Raw genomic sequence first — 19,895 nt, forward strand, 5'->3', positions numbered from 1 at the left:
CCACCCGTGTTCGACTACGTCACGGAGTCTTCGCATGTCTTCCGACACCCTCGCCAAAACATCCGCCGCACCGGACATACCGGAGCAGGCCGATTCCCTGCGGATCGTTCCGCAGCGCCGTCTGGGCCAGTGGACGGCCGCCGTCGCCGTGCTCGTCCTGCTCGGGCTCGCCGTCACCTCCGTCGTCCGCAACAAGGCGTTCCAGTGGGGGGTGGTCGGTGACTACTTCACCTCGGACTCCGTGCTGCGCGGCCTGTGGCTCACCCTGTGGCTGACGGCTGTGGTGATGGTGCTCGGCTTCGCGCTGGGGACGCTGCTCGCGGCGGCCCGGTTGTCCGCCAACCCCGTTCTGCGCAGCGTCAGTTGGGGTTATGTGTGGCTGTTCCGGTCGATTCCGATCCTGGTGCAGCTGCTGCTGTGGTTCAACATCGGGGCGCTGTATCCCGAGCTCCTCGGTGTGAAGACGGTCAATCTGTTCACCCCGATCGCGGTCGCGATCATCGGGCTCACCCTGCACGAGGCCGCCTACGCCGCCGAGGTCGTCCGGGGCGGCATCCTCTCCGTCGACCGCGGGCAGATCGAGGCCGCGCAGGCGCTCGGTCTGAGCCGGTGGCGCCGCTGGTGGCGGATCGTGCTGCCGCAGGCGATGCGCTCCATCGTGCCGCCCGCCGGGAACATGCTGATCGGCACCCTCAAGGGCACCTCGATCATCAGCGTCATCGCCGTGCAGGACCTGCTCTTCTCGGTACAGCTGGTCTACCACCGCACCTACCAGGTCATCCCGCTGCTGATGGTCGCCACCCTCTGGTACACCGTCGTCACCTCGGTCCTCGGCCTCGGCCAGTACTACGTCGAGAAGCACTACGCGCGCGGCTCGGAGCGCACCCGATGAAGCCCTCTCTCGTGATCGTCGGGGCCGGGCCGCGGGGGACCGGTCTCATCGAGCGCATCGCCGCCAACGCGCCCGAGCTGTACGCCGGTTCGGGACTCGACATCCATCTCGTCGACCCCCATCCGCCGGGCGCCGGACGCATCTGGCGCGAGGCGCAGTCGCCGCTGCTGTGGATGAACTCGCACGCCGAGGACGTCACCATGTTCACCGACGAGACGGTGGTCATGGACGGGCCCGTGCGCCCCGGCCCCACGCTGCACGAATGGGCGGCCATCGACGGTCGCACCTTCGCCGACCGGCAGCTGCAAGGGGCTTACCTGGGCTGGGTGCACGAGCAGGCCGTGGCCGCCCTGCCGCCGGACGTCGCCGTCCACCATCACCCGTGCAGGGCCCTGCGCGTCAGCGGCCCGCGCGAGGGGCGCCAGCAGGTGTGGCTGGAGGGCCGTCCGCGTCCCCTCCTCGCCGACCTCGTCGTCCTCGCGCTCGGCCATCTCGACGCCGAACTGGACGAGGAACAGCGCGAGTTGGCTTCGTACGCGCACGCCCACGACCTGGTCCATCTGCCGCCCGACTTCACCGCCGACAGCGACCTGTCCTCGCTCGCGGCGGGCGAACCCGTCCTCGTGCGCGGCTTCGGGCTCGCCTTCGTCGACCTGATGGTGCTGCTCACGGAAGGGCGGGGCGGGCGGTACGACGGTGACACCTACCTTCCGTCGGGGCGGGAACCGGTGCTGTACGTCGGGTCGCGGCGCGGAGTGCCGTACCACTCGAAGATCGGTTACGACTGGACCGGTGAACGGCCGCCGCTGCCACGGTTCTTCGGGCCCGCCGAGGTCGACGCGCTGCTGGCGCGGCCGGATGGCTTCGACTTCCGGCGGGACGTGTGGCCGTCGATCGAGAAGGAGCTGGGGTTCGCGCACTACCACCGGCTGTTCACCGTCCACCCCGAGCGGACGGGCATCGCCTGGACCGACTTCGAGGAGAAGTACGCGGCCGGGGAGGCGGCGGAGCGCGAGGCCCTCGTGGCATCCGCCGTGCCCGACCCCGCCGACCGGCTCGACCTCGCGGCGCTCGACCGTCCGCTGGACGGGGTGCGCTACGCGTCGCACGAGGAGTTCCAGGACGGGCTCCGGGCGTACGTCGAAGGAGATCTGAGCCGCCGTCACGATCCCGAAAACAGCCCTGACCTGGCCGTCTTTCTCGGACTGCTTTCCGTATACGGGCAGTTGATACGGCTCGGAGACGTCGGACCCTGGTGGCACGGCTTCTTCAGCTACCTCGCCTCAGGGCCGCCCGGACCCCGGCTGCGGCAGATGCTCGCGCTGTCCCGGGCCGGCGTCGTGCGGTTCGTGGGCGCGGACATGGCCGTGGTCGCCGAGGACGGGGTGTTCCGGGCGTCGAGCGTGACCGTGCCGGGCGAGACGGTCGAGGCGCGGGCGCTCGTCGAGGCGCGGCTGCCCGAGCCCACCGTCGGGCGCGCCCTCGACCCGCTGCTGCGTGAACTGCACGCCGACGGGGCCGTCGAGACCCCGGAGGGGCTGCTGCGGGTGGACCGCTCCGACGGGCGGATCCTCGACCGGGGCGGCCGGCCGCATCCCCGGCGCTTCGCACTGGGGCCCTACACCGACGTGCGTACCCCCGGCGCCTTCACCCGGCCGCGCACCGGCGGGCCCGCGTTCCGGCAGAACGACGCCACCGCGCGAGCCGCACTGGCGTTCCTGCGCGATCTTGCCTGTCGGGCCGCCGCGTAACCCCCGACCGTCAACTCCACTGCCAGCACAAGGGATTCACACGATGACCGTCATGGTCGACATCAGGTCCGTCCACAAGAGCTTCGGCCCACTGGAAGTGCTCAAGGGCATCGACCTCGCGGTGCGCACCGGCGAGGTCACCGTGATCCTCGGCCCGTCCGGCTCCGGCAAGTCCACGCTGCTGCGCACCATCAACCACCTGGAGAAGGTGGACCGGGGCCGCATCAGCGTCGACGGCTCGCTGGTCGGCTACCGGCGCTCCGGCGACAAGCTGTACGAGCTGCGCGAACGCGAGATCTTGAGGCAGCGCACCCGCATCGGGTTCGTCTTCCAGAACTTCAACCTCTTCCCGCACCTCACCGTGCTGGACAACATCGTCGAGGCCCCGGTCTCCGCGCTGAAGCGCCCGCGCAAGGACGCCGTCGAGGCGGCGCGGGCGTTGCTCGACCGGGTGGGGCTCGCCGACAAGGCCGACGCCTACCCGAAGCAGCTCTCCGGCGGCCAGCAGCAACGCGTCGCCATCGCCCGCGCGCTCGCCCTGGAGCCGAAGCTGCTGCTCTTCGACGAGCCGACCTCGGCGCTCGACCCCGAGCTGGTCGGCGAAGTCCTCGACGTCATCAAGGACCTGGCCCACCAGGGCACCACGATGATCGTCGTCACGCACGAGATCGGGTTCGCCCGGGAGGTCGCCGACACCGTCGTCTTCATGGACGACGGGCGGATCGTCGAACAGGGCGCCCCCGGTGACGTACTCGACCGGCCGCGGCACGAACGGACGCGGTCGTTCCTGTCCAAGGTTCTTTGATCCCTCTCCAGGGGGCTCTGATCGGATTACCGGAGAAAGGTTTCACCCGATATGACCGCACCGCACGGCCGGGGGCTGCTGCACCTGGCCGCCGCCCTCGATCAACAGGCGGCCTTCGACGCCGCCTCGTATGTCGGGCCGGCGCAGCTCGCGGAGCGTGGCGGGCTCGACTTCGTGACGCTCGGCGACACCTTCGCGCGCCCAGGGCCCGACGCGCTCGCCGTACTCTCCCGTGTCGCGCCCGCCACCCGCCGGATCGGTCTGGTGCCGACCGTGACCACCACCCACACCGAGCCCTTCCACGTCCAGGCGGCGGTGGCGACCCTCGACTGGGTCAGCCGCGGCCGGGCCGGCTGGCAGCTCGACGTGTCGACGACCGAGGGCGAGGCCCGCCTCTTCGGCCGCAGGCACGCGGCACCCGCCGACGCGCTGTGGCGGGAGGCCGGCGAGATCGCCGAGGTGGCCGCCCGGCTCTGGGACAGCTGGGAGGACGACGCCGAGATACGCGACGAGGCCACCGGCCGTTTCATCGACCGGGACAAACTGCACCACGTCGACTTCCGGGGCGCCACCTTCTTCGTGAAGGGCCCCTCGATCGTGCCGCGGCCCCCGCAGGGCCACCCCGTCCGGGTCGTCGACGCCACCGAGGGGCCCGCCCGGCGGGTCGCCGCCCGGTACGCCGACGTGGCGCTCGTCCGGGTCGTGGGACCCGCGCAGGCCCGGGCCGTACGGGCCGAACTCCGGGACGCGGCGGCGGAGTTCGGCCGCAACCCCGACACCCTGCGGGTCCTCGGCTCACTCGTCGTCGACCTCGGCGACGGGGAGCGCGCGGCCGAGCCTGGCCATGGGGGTGGCGGTCCCCGGCAGAGCGCGCAGGGGCCGCTGTACCGGGGCGGCCCGGTCGACCTGGCCGAGCTGATCGCCGCCTGGCACGCGTCCGAGGCCGTCGACGGCTTCCACCTCACCCCGGTCGAGCCGCGCCGTGACCTGGAGCGGCTCGTGAACGGAACGGTGGCGCTGCTCCAGCACCGCGGTCTCTTCCGCACCTTCTATCCGGGCAGCACGCTCAGGGAGCACCTGGGGCTGGCCCGGCCCGCCAACCAGTACGCCGTGACAGGGGGAGCGTCATGACCGTACGCAAGCGCATGCATCTGGCGGCGCACTTCCCGGGCGTCAACAGCACGACCGTCTGGACCGACCCGCGCTCGAAGTCCCAGATCGACTTCGCCTCCTTCGAACACCTCGCGCGCACCGCCGAACGCGGCCTGTTCGACTTCTTCTTCCTCGCCGAGGGGCTGCGGCTGCGCGAGCACAAGGGACGCGTCCACGACCTGGACGTCGTGGGGCGACCGGAGTCGATCACCGTCCTCAACGCGCTCGCGGCCGTCACCGAACGGCTCGGGCTCGCCGCCACGGTCAACGCGACCTTCAACGAGCCCTACGAACTCGCCCGCAGACTGGCCACGCTGGACCACCTCAGCGGGGGCCGGGCCGCCTGGAACGTGGTCACCTCCTCCGACGCCTTCACCGGGGAGAACTTCCGCCGCGGCGGCTTCCTCGACCGCGCCGACCGGTATGCGCGCGCCGCCGAGTTCGTCGCCACGGCACGAGAGCTGTGGGACTCCTGGACGCCGGAAGGCGTGGCGCGCCCCTTCGCCCACCAGGGGCAGCACTTCGACATCGCGGGGGAGTTCGGGCTGCCGCGCTCACCGCAGGGGCAGCCCGTCGTCATCCAGGCCGGGGACTCGGACGAGGGCCGGGAGTTCGCCGCGGCCACCGCGGACGTGGTCTTCACCCGGCACGGGACCCTGGACGCCGGCCGGGAGTTCTACGCCGATGTGAAGGGGCGGCTCGCGACGTACGGGCGGGCGCCCGAGGACCTGAAGATCATGCCCGGAGTCACCGTCGTGCTCGGTGACACCGCGGCCGACGCGGTGGGGCGGGCCGCCGAGATCTGCCGCCGGCAGGTCTCCCCGCAGAACGCGCTCCTCGCCCTGGAGCAGATCTGGGGCGTCGACCTCTCCTCGTACGACCCCGACGGGCCCCTGCCCGACATCGATCCGGAGCCGGAGCCGGCCCTCGCGCAGGGGCGGGTGCGCGTCGCCGACCCCCTCGCGGTGGCGGAGAAGTGGCGGGCCCTGTCGCGGGCGAAGGGACTGTCCATCCGGCAGACCGTGATCGAGGCGTCCGGGCGGCATTCCTTCGTCGGCACGCCGGAGACGGTCGCCGCCGGACTCGACGAGTTCGTGACGGCCGGCGCCGCCGACGGATTCATCCTCGTCCCCCAGCTGACCCCGGGCGGACTGGACGAGTTCGTGGACCGGGTGGTCCCGCTGCTCCAGGAGCGGGGCGCCTTCCGCACGGAATACACCGGCACGACGCTGCGCTCACACCTCGGGTTGCCGGACCCCATATGGAAGGGTTGATCACATGACGAAAGACGCATCCGAGGACTGGGGGCGGTGGCACGAGCGCCGCGTCGAGACGGTGTCCGCCTCCTACGGCCCGTTGGCGCTCACCGGCACACACTGGCTGGAGGACTATCCGGACGGGCGACTTCCGGACATCCCCGGTCTGTGGACCGACCAGGAGGACGGCGTCCTGCTGACGGCGGCCCCCGAGGACGGTCTGAGCCTGGACGGAAAGCCCTTCACCGGCGAGGTCCGGCTCGACGCCGACCCCGGGTCGGCGGCCGGGTCCCGGGTCGGGCTCGGTGAGCGCCGGTTCGTCGTCCTGGTGCGCGAAGGGATCTGGGGCGTACGCGACTTCGACCCCGCCTCCGAAGCGCGCGCGGCCTTCAAGGGAGTCGAGGCGACGCCGTACGACCCGCGCTGGTCGGTGCCGGGGCACTTCACGCCGTACGGCGAGAGCCGGACCGTCCATGTGGAGAACGCGGACGGAGTCGCCCGCGGTCTGGGGCTCGGCGGCATCCTCGCCTTCACCCTGGACGGCGAGGACCTCACGCTCCAGGTGTCGGTGGAGAGCGACGGCTCGCTGTGGGCCGTGTTCGCCGACACCACCAGCGGGGACAGCAGCTACCGCTTCCGGTTCCTGCGCCCTGCCGCACCCGACGCGGAGGGGCGTACGACGGTGGACTTCAACCGGGCCGTGCTTCCGCCGTGCGCGTTCGCAGACCACTTCCTCTGCCCCTTCCCGCCGCCCGGGAACACCCTGGGCGTGGCCGTCCCTGCGGGGGAGCGCACGCTGCTCTGAGGTTCACTCCTGCGCGCCCTCCACTCACTCCTCCAAGCCCTCCAGGCACTTCGAGTGCCCCGACGATCCACACGCAATCCGCACACCCGAGTCTGGGAAGATCAACTGCCGCTGGTGGTACGTCAGTTGAACGCTGCACGGCCGAAAGGCGCCCTTGCGCCGGTCGGCCGTGCCGCCGAATACTCCCCCACAGCGCTTGTCAGGAGCACGGCTTGTCCGGAATCCGGTCAGGCGGCTCCCGGCTGCGCCTCACGGGCCCCGACCCCACGCGGGCCCCCTACTTCCCTCGGGAGGAACGACAAGTGAGGATCAAGCGCACCACCCCCCGCAGCGGTATAGCGAGACGGACCCGGCTGATCGCCGTGACCACCGGACTCCTGGCCGCCGCAGCGTTCTCCGTCCCCACCGCGAACGCATCCGACGTCCATACGTTCAGTGCCACCCAGCTGAGCACGGTGAACAAGTCGGTACTCAAGTCCGACATCGCGGGAACCGCCTGGGCGGTCGACGCCAAGACGAACCGCGTCGTCGTCACCGTCGACAGCACGGTCTCCAAGGCCGAGATCGCGAAGATCAAGAAGGACGCGGGCGGCAACGCCGCGGCCCTCACGATCAAGCACACCCCGGGCAAGTTCAAGAAGCTGATCACAGGCGGCGACGCCATCTACGGCGGTGCCTACCGCTGCTCGCTCGGCTTCAACGTGCACAGCGGGAGCACCTACTACTTCCTGACCGCCGGCCACTGCGGTGAGGTCGCCTCCACCTGGTACTCCAACTCGGGTCACACCACCACGCTGGGCACGAACGTCAGCTACAGCTTCCCGACCAACGACTTCGCGCTGGTGCGCTACACCAACACCTCGATCGCCCACCCGAGCGCGGTCGGCAGCCAGACCATCAGCAGCGCCGCCACGCCGAGCGTGGGCACGACCGTCTACCGTCGCGGCTCGACCACCGGCACGCACAGCGGCCGGGTCACCGCGCTGAACGCCACGGTCAACTACGGCAGCGGCGACGTGGTCTACCAGATGATCCAGACCACGGTCTGCGCCGAGGGCGGCGACAGCGGCGGTCCGCTCTACGCGGGTTCCGTCGCCTACGGTCTGACCTCCGGCGGCAGTGGTGACTGCACCTCCGGCGGTACGACGTTCTTCCAGCCGGTCACCGAGGCGCTGAGCTACTACGGCGTGAGCGTCGGCTGACCGACGATCCCCCGCAAAACCCGCACGACCGGACCTGCAGCCAGCAGCAGGCGAGCCCCCGTACGCAACTGTCGTGCGGGGGCTCGCCCTTGCTCGGGTGACGGAGTTACCGTCGAAGTACACGCCGGGTACGCGCCTGATGCGGTACTTGCCCGATGCGCCCACTTCGGACCCTGGGGGGCCGTGATGGTCGAGGAACTGGTGGCGGCGGGAGTCTCCGTCGTATCCGTGGGGATCGTCTACGCGATGGCCGGGGCCCGTGTCGTCAAACAGTACGAACGCGGTGTGGTGTTGCGTCTGGGCCGGTTGCGCTCGGACGTGCGCGGGCCCGGGTTCACCATGGTGGTGCCCTTCGTCGACAAGCTGCGTAAGGTCAACATGCAGATCGTGACGATGCCCGTCCCCGCGCAGGACGGCATCACGCGGGACAACGTCACGGTCCGGGTCGACGCGGTCATCTACTTCAAGGTGGTCGACGCGGCCGACGCCGTCATCCAGGTCGAGGACTACCAGTTCGCGGTCTCGCAGATGGCGCAGACCTCGCTGCGTTCGATCATCGGCAAGAGCGACCTGGACGATCTGCTCTCCAACCGGGAGAAGCTCAACCAGGGCCTGGAGCTGATGATCGACAGTCCGGCCATGGGCTGGGGTGTGCAGATCGACCGGGTCGAGATCAAGGACGTGTCGCTGCCGGAGACGATGAAACGGTCGATGGCCCGGCAGGCCGAGGCCGACCGGGAACGGCGCGCGCGGGTCATCAACGCGGACGCCGAGCTCCAGGCGTCGAAGAAGCTGGCGGAGGCCGCCGGGGTGATGTCCGAACAGCCCGCCGCGCTCCAACTGCGGCTGCTGCAGACCGTGGTGGCGGTCGCCGCCGAGAAGAACTCCACCCTCGTGCTCCCCTTCCCGGTGGAACTGCTGCGGTTCCTGGAACGGGCGCAGGTCCAGCCGGCCGCCCCGGCGCCCGAGCAGGCGCGGCCGTCGACCGGGCAGCCGGTGCGGGAATCGGTGGAGCAATCGGTGGAGCAACCGGTGGAGCAATCGGTGCGGGAATCGGTGGAGCAATCGGTGCAGGAGCAACCGTCTTCCGTCGCGCCCTCGTTGGGATCGGACCCTGAAGGGTCGAAAACAAGACAGGACTAGACCTCACGGGCTGCACATACGTCACTCGCACATGGTGTTTGCACTGCGAACGCACAGGGTGCGATCACGCAGGGTCAAGGTGCCGGGGGCGTACACCCGTTGCTGCACGCGCGTCCTGAAGTCGACCTTGTGAGCCACCTGTGGGCCTCGGAATAGTGGGCGCCCGTACGCCTTTCGATTCCGTACACCTTCCGGCCCCGGAGGTCCCCACGACCTCTCGGGCCGCCCCCCACAGGAGGACGCGAAGTGAAACACCGACGTATATCCGGGCGGCGCGCAGCCGTGGCAGGCGCGGGTGTCGCCGCCCTGATCGCCGCGGGAGTCACCTTCCAGACTGCGAACGCGAGCGAGACGCAGAAGAGCGCGACGCCCCGGCCGCTCTCGATCGCGGCGGCCGGAAAGCTCGCCTCGACGCTCGGCAAGGACCTGGGTCCCGACGCGGCGGGAACGTATTACGACGCGATGGCCGGGCACCTCGTCGTCAACGTGCTCGACCGGGCCGCGGCGCGCGTCGTCGAGGCGGCCGGCGCCCAGGCCAGAATCGTCGAGAACTCCCTCGCCGAACTGACGAGCGCCCGTACCACCCTCAAGGAGGACGCGACCATCCCCGGCACGTCCTGGGCGACCGACCCGGGGACCAACAAGGTCGTCGTCACCGCCGACCGCACGGTCGGGGGCGCGACCCTCGCCCGGCTGACCAAGGTCGTCGACGGTCTCGGCGCCAAGGCAGAACTCCAGCGCACGAAGGGGGAGTTCAAGCCCTTCATCGCGGGCGGCGACGCGATCACCGGCTCCGGCGGGCGCTGCTCGCTCGGCTTCAACGTGGTCAAGGGCGGCCAGCCGTACTTCATCACCGCCGGGCACTGCACCCGGGAGATCTCCACCTGGTCGGACTCCAGCGGCAAGGAGATCGGCACGAACGAGCAGTCCAGCTTCCCCGGCAACGACTTCGGTCTGGTCAAGTACACCTCGACGGTCGCCCACCCGAGCGAGGTCGATCTCTACAACGGCTCCGCGCAGCCCATCACCCAGGCGGGTGCGGCGACCGTCGGGCAGTCGGTGACGCGCAGCGGTTCGACGACCCAGGTGCACAGCGGCACGGTCACCGGCCTGGACGCCACCGTGAACTACGGCAACGGCGACATCGTCGACGGACTCATCCAGACCGACGTCTGCGCCGAGCCCGGTGACAGCGGCGGCTCGCTCTTCTCGGGCTCCACGGCCATCGGCCTCACCTCGGGCGGCAGCGGCGACTGCACCTCGGGCGGCGAGACCTTCTTCCAGCCGGTCACCGAGGCGCTGTCGGCCTTCGGCGCCCAGATCGGCTGACGCGCTCCGTCCTGCCTGCTCAGGGCCGGTGGACCGGTGTTTGCGCAGGTGGGACGGGCTCGAACGGATGTCGCACACTTGTTCGGAAATTGGTCTATGGTGGGGGTGAGGTCATTGGGAACGAATGTTCGAGAGCCTGGCTAGGGGCCCTCGGACACGAACGGATACGGACGGGTGCGGGAGGTGCGTGTGCCGGGGTTCACGCATCTGCACACCGTCTCCGGGTTCTCCCGGCGGTACGGGGCCTCGCACCCGGAGCGGCTGGCCGAGCGTGCCTCGGAGCGGGGCATGGACGCCCTCGCGCTCACCGACCGGGACAGCCTCGCGGGCACGGTCCGGTTCGCCAAGGCCTGCGCGAAGGCGGGTGTCCGTCCGCTGTTCGGGGTGGACCTCGCGGTCGAGGCTCCCGCCCGAGAGGCGAGGGCCTCCGCCCGAACGGCGGGGTCCTTCGCCCGGGCGGCCGGGGCCTCCGCGCCGACGGGCTCGGCTTCCGCCCGGGCGGCCGGGGAGCCCGTACGAGGAACCGGGGAGCCCGTACGAGGAGAGCGGCGCCGCGCCCCGGTCCGTGGCGGTGCCTTCATCGACGAGTCGACTCCCCGCGTGACCTTCCTGGCCCGGGACGGCGCGGCCGGCTGGGCCGACCTCTGCAGAATCGTCACGGCGGCGCATGCGGGCGGCGGTCCCGACGGCGGCCCGGGGCGGCAGCCCCTGCTGCTCCGGCCGGACAACCACGCCGCGGGACTGACCGTACTGCTCGGCCCCGCCTCCGACGTCGGCCGCGCACTCGCCGCGGGGCGCCCCGACCGCGCCGCGAAGCTGCTCGCGCCCTGGCGGGAGATCTACGGCGACGCCCTGCGTCTCGAAGCCGTCTGGCACGGCCGCGAGGGCACCGGGCCCGGGTCCCTGCGGCTCGCCGCCCGCACCGTCGGCTTCGCCGCCGAACAGCGGGTGCGCCCGGTGCTCAGCAACGCCGTCCGGTACGCCGACCCGGGCCTCGGTCCGGTCGCCGACGTCCTGGACGCCGCCCGCCGCCTCGTCCCCGTCGACCCCCGGCGCGAGCTGGACTCCGGCGAGGCCTGGCTCAAGGGCGAGGCCGCCATGCTGGGCGCCGCCGAACGGATCGTCGAGGCCGCGGGCTACCGCCGTGACACCGCGTACCGTCTGCTCGAACAGACCCAGGCCACCGCCGCCGAGTGCCTCGTCGATCCCGAGGACGACCTCGGCATCGGCACCGTCCACTTCCCGGAGCCGCGTCTCGTCGGCGCGGGCCGGCGTACCGCCCAGCGCGTCCTGGCCTCCCGGGCGGCGGCGGGCATGGTGCTGCGCGGCTACGACCGCAGGCGGGACTACTGGGAGCGGATGCACCGCGAGCTGGACATCATCGCCCACCACGACTTCGCCTCCTACTTCCTGACGGTCGCCCAGGTCGTGGACGACGTACGGAAGATGGGCATCCGGGTTGCCGCGCGTGGCTCCGGCGCGGGCTCCCTCGTCAACCACCTCCTCGGCATCGCGCACGCCGACCCGGTCGAGCACGGGCTGCTGATGGAACGCTTCCTGTCCAAGCGCCGCTCGGTGCTGCCCGACATCGACATCGACGTGGAGTCGGCGCGCAGGCTGGAGGTCTACCGCGCGATCATCGACCGGTTCGGCACCGAGCGGGTCGCGACCGTCTCGATGCCCGAGACCTACCGGGTCCGGCACGCCGTCCGCGATGTGGGCGCCGCGCTCTCCATGGACCCGGCCGACATCGACCGGATCGCCAAGTCCTTCCCGCACATCCGCGCCCGCGACGCCCGTGCGGCGATGGACGAGCTGCCCGAACTGCGGGAGCTGGCACGGGAGTTCCAGTGGGAAGGCGAGAGGTACGGGCGGCTGTGGGAGCTGGTCGAGTCCCTCGACGCCCTCCCGCGCGGCATCGCCATGCACCCGTGCGGGGTGCTCCTCTCCGACGCCTCGCTGCTCGCCCGTACGCCGGTCGTGCCGACCAGCGGTGAGGGTTTCCCCATGTCGCAGTTCGACAAGGAGGACGTCGAGGACCTCGGGCTGCTCAAGCTCGATGTGCTGGGCGTGCGGATGCAGTCCGCGATGGCGCACGCGGTGGCCGAGGTGCAGCGGGCCACGGGGGACCGGCCGGACATCGACGCGGTGGCGCCGGGCGACCCGGCGACGTATCGGCTCATCCAGTCCGCCGAGACGCTGGGCTGCTTCCAGATCGAGTCGCCCGGACAGCGCGACCTGGTCGGACGGCTGCAGCCCGCGACCTTCCACGACCTCGTCGTCGACATCTCGCTCTTCCGGCCGGGACCGGTCGCCGCCGACATGGTGCGGCCGTTCATCGAGGCGCGACACGGGCGGGCGCCGATCCGCTATCCGCACCCGGACCTGGAGGGACCGCTGAAGGAGACGTACGGCGTCGTGGTCTTCCATGAGCAGATCATCGACATCGTCGACATCATGACCGGCTGCGGACGTGACGAGGCGGACCGGGTGCGGCGCGGGCTGTCCGACCCCGAGTCGCAGGGGCGGATCCGGTTCTGGTTCGCACAGAACGCGGCGGCCAAGGGGTACGACGCCGAGACCATCGCGCGGACCTGGGAGATCGTCGAGGCCTTCGGGTCGTACGGCTTCTGCAAGGCGCACGCGGTCGCCTTCGCCGTCCCGACGTACCAGTCGGCGTGGCTGAAGACCCATCACCCGGCCGCCTTCTACGCCGGGTTGCTCACGCACGACCCCGGGATGTATCCGAAGCGGCTGCTGCTGGCGGACGCGCGGCGGCGGGGGGTGCCGATCCTGCCGTTGGACGTGAACCGGTCGGCGGTCGCCCACCGTATCGAACTGGTGTCTGAATCTACTGGCTCTGCCGGCCACTGGGGTGTCCGCCTCGCCCTCTCCGACGTGCACGGCATCAGCGAGGCCGAGGCGGCGCGGATCGCGGACGGACAGCCGTACGCCTCCCTGCTCGACTTCTGGGAGCGGGCCCGGCCGAGCAGGCCGCTCGCACAGCGGCTCGCGCAGGTCGGCGCGCTGGACGCGTTCGGCGCCAACCGGCGTGACCTGCAACTGCACCTGACCGAACTGCACCGGGGATCCCGGGGCGCGGGCGGCGGCCAACTCCCCCTGTCCGGCGGGCGGAAGACCGCCTCCGCCGGGCTGCCCGACCTCTCCTCGGCGGAGCGGCTCAGCGCCGAACTGGGCGTGCTGTCGATGGACGCCTCGCGCAATCTGATGGACGACCACCGGGAGTTCCTGGAGGAGCTGGGCGTGGTGACGGCACGCCGGCTGCGGGAGGCGCGGCACGGAGAGACGGTCCTGGTCGCGGGCGCCAAGGCGGCCACCCAGACCCCGCCGATCCGCTCCGGCAAACGCGTCATCTTCACCACCTTGGACGACGGCACCGGCCTGGTCGACCTCGCCTTCTTCGACGACTCGCACGACGCCTGCGCCCACACCGTCTTCCACTCCTGGCTGCTGCTGGTGCGGGGAGTGGTGCAGCGCCGGGGCCCGCGCAGCCTCAGCGTGGTGGGCGCGGCGGCCTGGAACCTCGCCGAACTGGTCGAGCTGCGCGCCGAGGGCGGCCTCGACGTGGTGGCGGCGCGGCTGGCGGAGCCCGTAGCGGAGCCCCTGCCGGAGGGGGAGGGTGCGAAGGAGGGCCGGAGGATCCGGATGCCCACGGGGTACGAGATGCACCCCTGGGCCGATCTGCGTCCCGCGGGCGAAGGGCCCGCGGGAGGAAAGAAGTTGTGGCACCAGAGTCCGGGGAGTGCGGGATGACCATCCTCTGCGTACGTTTCCAGCTGCCTCCGATGTACGAGGCCGCCCTGCCGGGGCTCCTCGGACTGTTGGAGGAGTTCACCCCCGTCACCGAGGCGCTGCCGCCCGACCGCGCGCTGGTCGATCTGCGGGGCGCCGAACGGTACTTCGGGCGGACCGCCGTGGAGTTCGCCTCGCTGATCAGAGTGCGGGCACTCGCCCGGTACGGGATCGACTGCGCGATCGGCGCCGGACCCGGGCCGATGCTCGCGCGGATGGCACTGCGGGAGGCCGTGCCCGGAGTGACCCGGGTGGTGCCCGGGGAGCCGGACGCCGTCGCGGAGTTCCTCGCCGAGCGGCCCGTCGGCGCGCTGCCCGGAGTCGGCGGCGCCACCGCCCGCACCCTGTGCGAGTACGGCCTCGACACCATCGGCAAGGTCGCCGCCGCGCCCCTGTCCACGCTCCAGCGCCTGACCAGTGCCCGGACCGGCCGCGAACTGCACGAGAAGGCGTCCGGCATCGACCGCGGCCGGGTCGTCCCGAACGCCACCTCGCGCTCTCTCGCCACCGAACGCCCCTTCTCCCGCGACGAGTTGGACCCGTCCCTGCACCGCCGCGCGCTGCTCTGCGCCACCGAGGAACTGGGCACCCGGCTGCGCGCCCTGGAGAAGGTCTGCCGCACCGTGACCCTCACCGTCCGCTACGCCGACCGCTCCTCGACCACCCGCAGCCGCACCCTCAAGGAGCCGACCGCCCACTCCTCGGCGCTCACCGCCACCGCGTACGCCCTGTACGAGACGCTCGGCCTCCAGCGCGCCCGGGTCCGTGCGGTCGGCCTGCGCGCCGAGGGCCTCACCCCCGCTGAACAGGCCTCCCACCAGCTGACCTTCGACCCCGTGGACGAGAAGGTCCGCCGCATCGAGGAGGTCGCGGACCGCGCGCGAGCGAAGTTCGGCCCGCATGCGGTGATGCCGGGCACGCTGGCGGCGTAACTCTCCTCAGGTGTGTGTCAGTTGGCCCACGGAGGGCTGATGCGGGTGCCGTCGGACAGCTCCGCCGTCAGGCCGATGGGCGTGGTGACCCAGGTGATCACGGTCCGGTCGGTCGGGTTCTCGACGCCGAAGGTCGCCCCGGGGTTGATGATCAGCGTGTCGCCCGCGGTGACCCGCTCGGTGCGTCCGTCGAGTGTGATCACCAGCTCGCCCTCGAGGATGTGGAGGATCTCCTCGCGGCTGACGGTGTGCAGGGGCGCCTTGGTGCCGGCGGGGATCTCGCCCCGCCAGGCGCACAGTTCCTTGCTGCCGGTGCCGGGACGGGCGTACGAGACGAAGCGGGCGCCGTGCATCTCGTGGACGACGGCATCGGAGGAGTGGATGACGGGCATGGCTGCCTCCTGGGCAAGTGGTCAAGTTGCTTGACTATATGGACTCATGGTCAAGCTGCTTGACCAATCCGTCAAGGGTGTTTCAATGCATCCGTGGAAAACTCCGAGGCCATGGCCCTGACCGCCGTCCTGCTCGCCGCCGCGGGCGACCTGACACGGCGCATCAATGACGGCGTCGAGGCCCGTGGCTTCGATGGGCGCCCCGCGTACGGCTTCGCGTTCACCCGGCTCGCCCCGGACGGCGCGACGGTCACCGACCTCGCGACCCACCTGGGGATGACCAAACAGGCCGCCAGCCAGCTCGTCGACGAGCTCGTGCGCAAGGGATACGCCGAGCGGCGCCCGTATCCCGGCGACGCGCGCGCCCGCCTCGTCGTGCTGACCGAACGCGGCTGGGCCTGCACCCGTGCGGCGGAGGAGGCGGCCGCCGATGCCGTGCGGGCGTGGGTCGAGGTGCTCGGTGAGGATGAAGTGCGCGTGTTGCGCGACCGTTTGGCGCGTATCGCGCCCTATGGTCCCATCAGGCCCGCCTGGTGATGGTTCGTCAGGTCTTGGTCTGTGACCGAGACTGCCGCCGTTTGTCGCCGGAAGTTTTTTACTGACGCGTAACTTCACACTTGAGCTACTCGCCCGTAACTTGACGAGTGAACAGCATCCTCGTGATCCGGATCACAGGGCGTACGTCGTCGCAACTCCCTTGAGCCGCAAGGAGATCACCCGATGCTGCCCTGGAAGCGCCTGCTCAGACCCCTCACCGCACTGCTGCTGACCGCAGTGGTCGCCGTGGTCCCCGCCGCCACCGCCCACGCCGCCGCGCCGAGCAGCGGCTGGAACGACTACTCCTGCAAGCCCTCCGCCAGCCATCCCCGCCCCGTCGTCCTCGTCCACGGCACCTTCGCCAACTCGATCGACAACTGGCTGGCCTTCGCGCCCTACCTGGAGGACCGCGGGTACTGCGTCTTCTCCCTCGACTACGGGCAACTGCCCGGCGTCCCCCTCTTCAACGCCCTCGGCCCCATCGACAAGTCGGCCGAACAGCTTCAGACATTCGTCGACAAGGTGCTCACCGCGACCGGCGCGGCCAAGGCCGACCTCGTCGGCCACTCGCAGGGCGGCCTGATGCCCCGCTACTACCTCAAGTTCCTCGGCGGAGCCGCCAAGGTGAACACCTTCGTCGGCATCGCGCCCGACAACCACGGCACCACCCTCGACGGCCTCACCAACCTGCTGCCGTACTTCCCGGGCGCCGAGGACCTGCTGTCGGCGGCCACACCCGCGCTCGCCGACCAGATCGTCGGCTCCGCCTTCCTGACCAAACTCAACGCCGGCGGCGACACCGTCCCGGGCGTGCACTACACGGTGATCGCCACCAAGTACGACGAGGTGGTCACGCCGTACCGCTCACAGTTCCTCACCGGATCCGACGTCCACAACGTGCTGCTGCAGGACCTGTGCCCGCTCGACCTCTCCGAGCACGCCGCGATCGGCCTCCTCGACCGGATCGCCTTCCACGAGGCGGCCAACGCCCTCGACCCGGCACACGCCACCACCACGAACTGCGCCTCCGTGTTCAGCTGACCGCCCCGGCCGGGGCCTGTCCGACCTGAGCCGCCGGACAGGCCCCGGAGTGCACCGGGAATGTGACGACAGGGCCTAGCGACCGCGCCGGTCGTCGCCCGTCGCGCGGCGGCGGACCGAGGAGAACAGCGCCGCCGCGCCCAGCGCCAGCGCGCCCGCCCCGCCGATCGCGAGATAGGGGCTGGAGGAGTCACCGCCGGTCTCGGCGAGGTGCCGCTCCGAGACACCCGCGGCCTCGGGCCGGTCGGCGGAGCCGCCGGGAGCGGAGTCGGAGGTGCTCGTGTCGGCCACCGCAGTGGCCGTGCCGTCGTGGTGGTCGTGCCGCACCGTCGACTTGTCGGCACCGTCGGCTATCTGCCGCTCGGAGGGCGCGGAAGCGGTGGGTGCCGGGGTGGTCGGCGCGGGGGTGCTACGACTTCCGGTGCTGCCCGTGCCCGTGCTGCCCGTGCCCGTGCTGCCCGTGCCCGTACCGCTGCTGCCCTTGCTGTCGCCACCGGCACCGGCGTTGCCCGAACCCCCGCCACCGAAGGTGACGTCCGAGCAGGAGTAGAACGCCTCCGGACTGTCCGAACGCTGCCAGATCGCGTAGAGGAGCTGTCTGCCCGAGCGCTGCGGCAGGGTGCCGGAGAAGGTGTAGTAGCCGTTCGTCGCGACCGGGTCGGTCTTCGTGGCGACCGGGTGAGCCAGGTCCAGGTCGGCCCAGGCCAACGGCTTGGACGGGTCGTAGCCCGCCTTGGTGATGTACACGTCGAAGGTGCCCTTGTGCGGGGCCGTCACCCGGTACTTGAACGTGTACGCGCCGCCGCTCACGCTCGTCGTCGGCCAGTCGGCGCGCGCCAGGTCCAGACCCTTGAACTCGTCGTTGCCCGCGCTGCACAGCTTCCCGTCGGGGATGAGCCGCTGGTGTCCGCCGTTCGCGTCGCCGATCCGGATGCCGTTCCAGTCGTACAGCGCCTGGGTGCCGCCGGTCGCGACCGCCGCCTCGCAGGCGCTGGACTTCGGGCTCTCGGGATTCTCCGCGTAGCACTGGAAGACCCGGCTGACCGGGTCGCCCATCGTGCCGTGCGCGACGGCGGGCGCCGCGGCGAGCGCGGTCAGGGCGACCGGGGCGACACCGACGGCGACTGCGAGGACGGCAGCCTTGCGGCGAGCAGACATGTGGGGGAACTCCTCGAAGCGGACCTTCGGCATACGGCGGACCCCGTGGGGGGTGATCAGCAAGCTAGCCCCAAGAAACCGCGAAATCGCCTGTTGGAGGCGGGTGAGGGAGATCCTTATGGTCGGCTTAAGGGAGTGCTGAGCCTGCGCTCAGGTAGCTACCGTTTCGGCCATGACAGATGTCCCGAACGAACCGGAGATCCGCCCGGCCGTCGCCGCCGACGTGGCCGCCGTGAAAGCGGTGACCGACGCCGCCTACCACCACTACATCGAGCGCATCGGAGTGGTGCCGAAGCCCATGGAGGCGGACCATGCGGCGAACGTGGCCGCGGGGCGGGTGTTCGTCACGGGGGAACCCGTGAGGGGCCTCGTGGTGATCGAGGCGCGCGAGGACCATCTCTTCCTCGACAGCATCGCCGTCCACCCCGACGCCCATGGCAGGGGCGTCGGGCGACGGCTGCTGGCGTTCGTGGACGCACACGCGCGTGCGCTCGGGCTGTCCGAGGTCAGGCTCTACACGAACGCGATGATGTGGGAGAACCAGAAGATCTACCCGAAGTACGGGTACGAGGTCCTGGAGCGCCGCGTGGACGGCCGGTACGACCGGATCCACTACCGCAAGCGGCTCGACTGACGCCTTCCGCGCTGGGGCGTGTCTCAGTGCCGGGGCGCGCGGCCCGGGCCGCTCACTCGTCCGGCCACCACGTGCGGTGGATGTCCTTGCGGACCTCCGGACGCTCGGCCGGGCGCTCGTCGGCCTTGTCCCGCACTCGGCGGGACTCCGACTTCCTCAGGGGCTTCTGCACGGTCACACGGCGCATGGCTGCCTCCTTGTGCCTACCGGGATCCGCGGTTGTACGGAGGTAGACCCTTTCCGGGAGAGTTGCTCATCAGTCCGGATCTGTCTGTGGCGGCTGTCACGATTCGACTGTCAGTGGTGGGTGTCACCCTGGGGCACATGACGGGTTACGACGAAATGAATCCAGGTCAGAGCGGTGTCAAACCTTGTCCGAGCGAGGTGGGGCCGGAGCTCGTCGGCGCGGGCGGGGATGCTCAGGCGGTGGCCGACACGGACCGGGTGGACTGGGACGCCGAGGCCGACACCTTCGACGACGAACCGGACCACGGGCTGCGCGACGCCGTCGTGCGGGAGGCCTGGGCGCAGCGGCTGCGGGCCTGGCTGCCCGAGACCCCGTCCGACCTGCTCGACCTCGGCTGTGGCACCGGCAGCCTGGCGCTCCTCGCGGCCGAGCGGGGCCACCACGTCACCGGGATCGACCGCGCGCCGCGCATGGTCGACCTGGCCCGCGCCAAGCTCGCCGGACGTGACGCGGTGTTCCTCCTCGGTGACGCGACGGCACCGCCCGTCGGCGAGCAGCGGTTCGACGTCGTGCTCGTGCGGCACGTCCTGTGGGCGCTGCCCGACCCCGGGCGCGTCCTGCGGCGCTGGCGCGGGCTGCTGCGCCCCGGAGGGCGGCTCGTCCTGGTCGAGGGGGTGTGGGGGACGCTGAGCCCCGCCGGCATACCCGCGGACCGGCTGGCCGCCCTGCTGGAACCCCTGACCTCGGACCTCCGGGTCGAGCGGCTGTCCGACGACGCGCGGCTGTGGGGGCGCGAGGTGGCGGACGAGCGGTACGCGGTGGTGGCCCACGTCTGACCACCGGGTGCTCGGCGGTCACCGGGCGGG

General features: G+C 71.2%; 18 protein-coding genes. 15 read left to right on the top strand and 3 right to left on the bottom strand.

The genetic code is table 11. The annotated features are described in order from the left end of the window. Nucleotides 1-34 precede the first annotated feature (34 nt). From AQJ27_RS09910 to AQJ27_RS09960, 11 genes are all read left to right on the top strand, one after another. Nucleotides 35-892: an amino acid ABC transporter permease gene (locus AQJ27_RS09910; RefSeq protein ID WP_067364988.1), complete on the top strand. Its 858-nt coding sequence runs from the start codon at nt 35-37 to the stop codon at nt 890-892. Beyond that, a complete protein-coding gene (locus AQJ27_RS09915) occupies nt 889-2,643 on the top strand; it encodes an FAD/NAD(P)-binding protein (RefSeq protein ID WP_067364990.1) in 1,755 nt (584 codons plus the stop codon). The genes AQJ27_RS09910 and AQJ27_RS09915 overlap by 4 nt, the downstream gene beginning before the upstream one ends. A 43-nt stretch (nt 2,644-2,686) precedes the next feature. Beyond that, nucleotides 2,687-3,448 (top strand): amino acid ABC transporter ATP-binding protein, encoded by a 762-nt coding sequence (locus AQJ27_RS09920; protein ID WP_067364991.1) that lies wholly within the window; start codon nt 2,687-2,689, stop codon nt 3,446-3,448. A gap of 51 nt (nt 3,449-3,499) precedes the next feature. Continuing rightward, nucleotides 3,500-4,579 (top strand): LLM class flavin-dependent oxidoreductase, encoded by a 1,080-nt coding sequence (locus AQJ27_RS09925; RefSeq protein ID WP_067364993.1) that lies wholly within the window; start codon nt 3,500-3,502, stop codon nt 4,577-4,579. Continuing rightward, the gene (locus tag AQJ27_RS09930) at nt 4,576-5,874 is read left to right on the top strand and encodes an NtaA/DmoA family FMN-dependent monooxygenase (RefSeq protein WP_067364997.1); all 1,299 of its coding nucleotides are present in this window, start codon (nt 4,576-4,578) and stop codon (nt 5,872-5,874) included. The genes AQJ27_RS09925 and AQJ27_RS09930 overlap by 4 nt, the downstream gene beginning before the upstream one ends. 4 nt (nt 5,875-5,878) lie before the next feature. After that, nucleotides 5,879-6,661, top strand: a complete 783-nt coding sequence (locus AQJ27_RS09935) for a DUF1684 domain-containing protein (protein WP_067365000.1) — start codon at nt 5,879-5,881, stop codon at nt 6,659-6,661. Nucleotides 6,662-6,963: 302 nt separating this feature from the next. Further along, nucleotides 6,964-7,863, top strand: coding sequence for a S1 family peptidase (locus tag AQJ27_RS09940; protein WP_067365004.1), 900 nt, complete (start codon nt 6,964-6,966; stop codon nt 7,861-7,863). Nucleotides 7,864-8,049: 186 nt separating this feature from the next. Then, nucleotides 8,050-9,006, top strand: coding sequence for a slipin family protein (locus AQJ27_RS09945; RefSeq protein ID WP_079064891.1), 957 nt, complete (start codon nt 8,050-8,052; stop codon nt 9,004-9,006). Nucleotides 9,007-9,252: 246 nt separating this feature from the next. Then, a complete protein-coding gene (locus AQJ27_RS09950; protein WP_079064892.1) occupies nt 9,253-10,335 on the top strand; it encodes a S1 family peptidase in 1,083 nt (360 codons plus the stop codon). A gap of 189 nt (nt 10,336-10,524) precedes the next feature. Then, complete coding sequence (locus tag AQJ27_RS09955; protein WP_067366352.1) at nt 10,525-14,109, top strand: DNA polymerase III subunit alpha; 3,585 nt, start codon at nt 10,525-10,527, stop codon at nt 14,107-14,109. Continuing rightward, on the top strand, nt 14,106-15,080 hold the full coding sequence (locus AQJ27_RS09960) for a DNA polymerase Y family protein (protein WP_067365014.1): 975 nt from the start codon (nt 14,106-14,108) through the stop codon (nt 15,078-15,080). Before AQJ27_RS09955 ends, AQJ27_RS09960 begins: the two co-directional genes overlap by 4 nt. A 17-nt stretch (nt 15,081-15,097) precedes the next feature. Here the strand turns inward: AQJ27_RS09960 and AQJ27_RS09965 are convergent, their stop codons facing one another. Beyond that, on the bottom strand, nt 15,098-15,472 hold the full coding sequence (locus AQJ27_RS09965) for a cupin domain-containing protein (RefSeq protein WP_067365017.1): 375 nt from the start codon (nt 15,470-15,472) through the stop codon (nt 15,098-15,100). Between the two features lie 93 nt (nt 15,473-15,565). Between AQJ27_RS09965 and AQJ27_RS09970 the strand changes: the two genes are divergently transcribed. Further along, nucleotides 15,566-16,009: a MarR family winged helix-turn-helix transcriptional regulator gene (locus tag AQJ27_RS09970; RefSeq protein ID WP_067365020.1), complete on the top strand. Its 444-nt coding sequence runs from the start codon at nt 15,566-15,568 to the stop codon at nt 16,007-16,009. A 183-nt stretch (nt 16,010-16,192) separates the two neighbouring features. Continuing rightward, the gene (locus AQJ27_RS09975; protein ID WP_067365023.1) at nt 16,193-17,050 is read left to right on the top strand and encodes an esterase/lipase family protein; all 858 of its coding nucleotides are present in this window, start codon (nt 16,193-16,195) and stop codon (nt 17,048-17,050) included. 75 nt (nt 17,051-17,125) lie between these two features. Here the strand turns inward: AQJ27_RS09975 and AQJ27_RS09980 are convergent, their stop codons facing one another. Then, on the bottom strand, nt 17,126-18,208 hold the full coding sequence (locus tag AQJ27_RS09980) for a lytic polysaccharide monooxygenase auxiliary activity family 9 protein (RefSeq protein WP_067366355.1): 1,083 nt from the start codon (nt 18,206-18,208) through the stop codon (nt 17,126-17,128). A gap of 172 nt (nt 18,209-18,380) precedes the next feature. Between AQJ27_RS09980 and AQJ27_RS09985 the strand changes: the two genes are divergently transcribed. Beyond that, the gene (locus AQJ27_RS09985) at nt 18,381-18,842 is read left to right on the top strand and encodes a GNAT family N-acetyltransferase (RefSeq protein ID WP_067365026.1); all 462 of its coding nucleotides are present in this window, start codon (nt 18,381-18,383) and stop codon (nt 18,840-18,842) included. Nucleotides 18,843-18,894: 52 nt separating this feature from the next. On the opposite strand, the gene AQJ27_RS60145 is transcribed toward AQJ27_RS09985, so the two are convergent. Next, nucleotides 18,895-19,029: a hypothetical protein gene (locus tag AQJ27_RS60145; protein WP_096240005.1), complete on the bottom strand. Its 135-nt coding sequence runs from the start codon at nt 19,027-19,029 to the stop codon at nt 18,895-18,897. 239 nt (nt 19,030-19,268) lie between these two features. Between AQJ27_RS60145 and AQJ27_RS09990 the strand changes: the two genes are divergently transcribed. Next, nucleotides 19,269-19,865, top strand: coding sequence for a class I SAM-dependent methyltransferase (locus AQJ27_RS09990; protein WP_067365029.1), 597 nt, complete (start codon nt 19,269-19,271; stop codon nt 19,863-19,865). Nucleotides 19,866-19,895: the final 30 nt, after the last annotated feature.

It is taken from the genome of Streptomyces olivochromogenes, assembly GCF_001514115.1.
GTDB lineage: Bacteria > Actinomycetota > Actinomycetes > Streptomycetales > Streptomycetaceae > Streptomyces > Streptomyces olivochromogenes.